This window comes from Craterilacuibacter sp. (assembly GCF_051659485.1).
In the GTDB taxonomy this organism is placed as follows: Bacteria; Pseudomonadota; Gammaproteobacteria; order Burkholderiales; family Chromobacteriaceae; genus Craterilacuibacter.
This window is the reverse complement of record NZ_JBOFOO010000331.1, coordinates 1-2,410: the sequence shown is the minus strand read 5'-3', so window position 1 is coordinate 2,410 and position 2,410 is coordinate 1. Positions and strand designations below refer to the sequence as shown.

Annotated in this window: 2 protein-coding genes and 1 pseudogene; 2 read left to right on the top strand and 1 reads right to left on the bottom strand. The window is 62.2% G+C overall.

The genetic code is table 11. The features are described from left to right. Both ACRC1E_RS11415 and ACRC1E_RS11410 read left to right on the top strand, forming a co-directional pair. Positions 1–374: DUF2062 domain-containing protein (locus ACRC1E_RS11415; protein ID WP_438515215.1), on the top strand; the 374-nt coding region annotated here is incomplete at its 5' end. A gap of 134 nt (positions 375–508) precedes the next feature. Continuing rightward, on the top strand, positions 509–2,134 hold the full coding sequence (locus tag ACRC1E_RS11410) for an NAD(P)/FAD-dependent oxidoreductase (RefSeq protein ID WP_438515214.1): 1,626 nt from the start codon (positions 509–511) through the stop codon (positions 2,132–2,134). 67 nt (positions 2,135–2,201) lie between these two features. Here ACRC1E_RS11410 and ACRC1E_RS11405 read toward each other — a convergent pair. Beyond that, positions 2,202–2,410: pseudogene (locus ACRC1E_RS11405) on the bottom strand (putative 4-hydroxy-4-methyl-2-oxoglutarate aldolase); the annotation flags it as partial.

Genomic DNA, 2,410 nt, shown 5'->3' with positions numbered 1-2,410 from the left:
TGTTTTTCGGTCTGCTTACACCTTTTGCCCAGATTATTCTGGCAGTGGGGGCGGCTATTATCCTGCGTGCCAACGTGGCTGCCGCGGCCTTGTCTACGCTGGTGACCAACCCGCTGACCTTTGCCCCTATCTATTATCTGGCTTATCGACTGGGCGCATTTCTGCTGGGTGAGCCGGCTTCTGTTGGCGACGCAACGCTGGCATCGGCAAGCTGGCTGGACAATCTGAGTGCAACGGGTAAGCCCTTGCTGCTGGGCTTGGTGCTGTGTGCGCTGGTTCTGGCGCCTGCGGTCTATTTTGCGGTCAGCGCCTTATGGCGGCTGAGTTCGGCCTGGGCTTGGCGCCGGCGCAAACAGCGCCGTCAATCGGTGTAAATGCCTATAGCAGGGGGCGGTTTTTTTCGCCGGTGGCTACCGCGAAAGCGCTGCCTCTCTTACAATGCGCACCTTGTTGATTTGTAATGGCTTCTGCGCCGTGATGCGCGCCCAGCCCAGGACCCCCATTCCCCATGTTGCGATTGTCTGAAATCAAGCTTCCCCTTGATCACCCCGAATACGCCCTGCGCGATGCCGTGATTGCCCGTCTGGGCGTAACTGATGCCGACGTGCGCGGCTTTACCGTCTATAAGCGCAGTTTCGACGCGCGCCGCTCGGTAATGGCGCTGACCTATATCGTCGATATCGATTTTGACGCCGCCATCGAAGCACGCCTGCTGAAAAAGTTCGCCCGCGATGCGCATGTCGGTGTGACGCCGGATATGCGCTACCAGTTTGTCGCTTGTGCTCCGCAGGAACTGACCGAGCGCCCGGTGGTGGTCGGTTTCGGTCCATGCGGTATCTTTGCCGCCTTGCTGCTGGCGCAGATGGGTTTTAAGCCCGTCGTGCTTGAGCGCGGCAAGAAGGTGCGCGAGCGCACCAAGGACACCTGGGGCCTGTGGCGCAATAACAAGCTCAACCCCGAATCGAATGTGCAGTTTGGCGAGGGCGGGGCCGGGACTTTCTCCGACGGCAAGCTGTATAGCCAGATCAAAGACCCGCGCCATCTGGGGCGCAAGGTGATCGCCGAGTTCGTGCGCTTTGGTGCGCCGGACGAGATCATCTACGTCAACCGCCCGCATATCGGCACCTTCCGTCTGGTGAGTATGGTCGAGAAGATGCGTGCCGAGATCGAGCGTCTGGGCGGCGAGATCCGCTTCCAGTCCAAGGTGAGTGATCTGCTGCTGGACGACACCGGTGCCGGCAACAAGCAGGTGCGCGGCCTGCGTCTGGAAAATGGCGACGAGATTGTGTCCCGGCATATCGTGCTGGCGCTGGGGCATAGCGCACGCGACACCTTCGAGATGCTGCATGAGCGCGGGGTGTATCTGGAGCAAAAGCCGTTTGCCGTCGGCTTTCGTATCGAGCACCCGCAAAAGCTGATCGACGACGTGCGCTGGGGCAAGTACGCCGGTCACGAGATGCTGGGCGCTGCCGACTACAAGCTGGTGCATCAGGCCAGCAATGGCCGTGCGGTGTACAGCTTCTGTATGTGCCCGGGCGGGCAGGTCGTGGCGGCGGCCAGCGAGCCAGGCCGTGTCGTTACCAACGGCATGAGCCAGTACTCGCGCGCCGAGCGCAACGCCAACGCCGGGCTGGTGGTCAATATCGAGCCCAAAGATTTTCCGGGTAGCGACCCTCTGGCCGGCATGCGCTTGCAGCGCGAGCTGGAGTCGCACGCCTATGTGCTGGGTGGCAGCAATTACAATGCGCCGGTGCAGCTTGTCGGCGACTTTGTCGCTGGCCGGCCATCGACTGCGATGGGCTCGGTGGTGCCGTCCTACCAGCCGGGCGTGACGCCGACCGATCTGTCAACGGCCTTGCCGGCCTACGCCATCGAGGCCATGCGCGAGGCGATTCCGGCCTTCGCCAAGAAGATTCGCGGCTACGACATGGCCGACGCGGTACTGACCGGCGTCGAGACCCGCACCTCCAGCCCCTTGCGCATCAAGCGCGACGATACGCTGCAAAGCATGAACGTCAAGGGCCTGTATCCGGCGGGCGAGGGTGCAGGCTACGCCGGCGGCATCCTGTCGGCCGGTGTGGACGGCATCAAGGTTGCCGAGGCGGTGGCCTGCGATATGCTGGGCATTGCCTGACGGTTTAATCGCCATCAGTACAAAACGGCCGCGCTGCGGCCGTTTTTACATGCGCGCGGCGGATGGCTTACCGCAGTGGTGTCGCCGATAGCAGAATGCCGTCTTCGTCGGCATACAGCCACTCGCCGGGGGTAAAGGTGATGGCGGCAAAGTGCACCGGCAGATCCCGCTGGCCCTCGCCGCGCTTGACCGATTTTTTCGGGTTGGTGGCGATGGCCTGTACCCCAAGGTCTAGCGCCTTGATCGCAACCGAGTCGCGGATGCAGCCGTAGATCA

Coding starts and splice junctions, on each gene's coding strand:
- ACRC1E_RS11410 (WP_438515214.1), top strand. CDS start 509: ATGTTGCGATTGTCTGAAATCAAGCTTCCCCTTGATCACCCCGAATAC.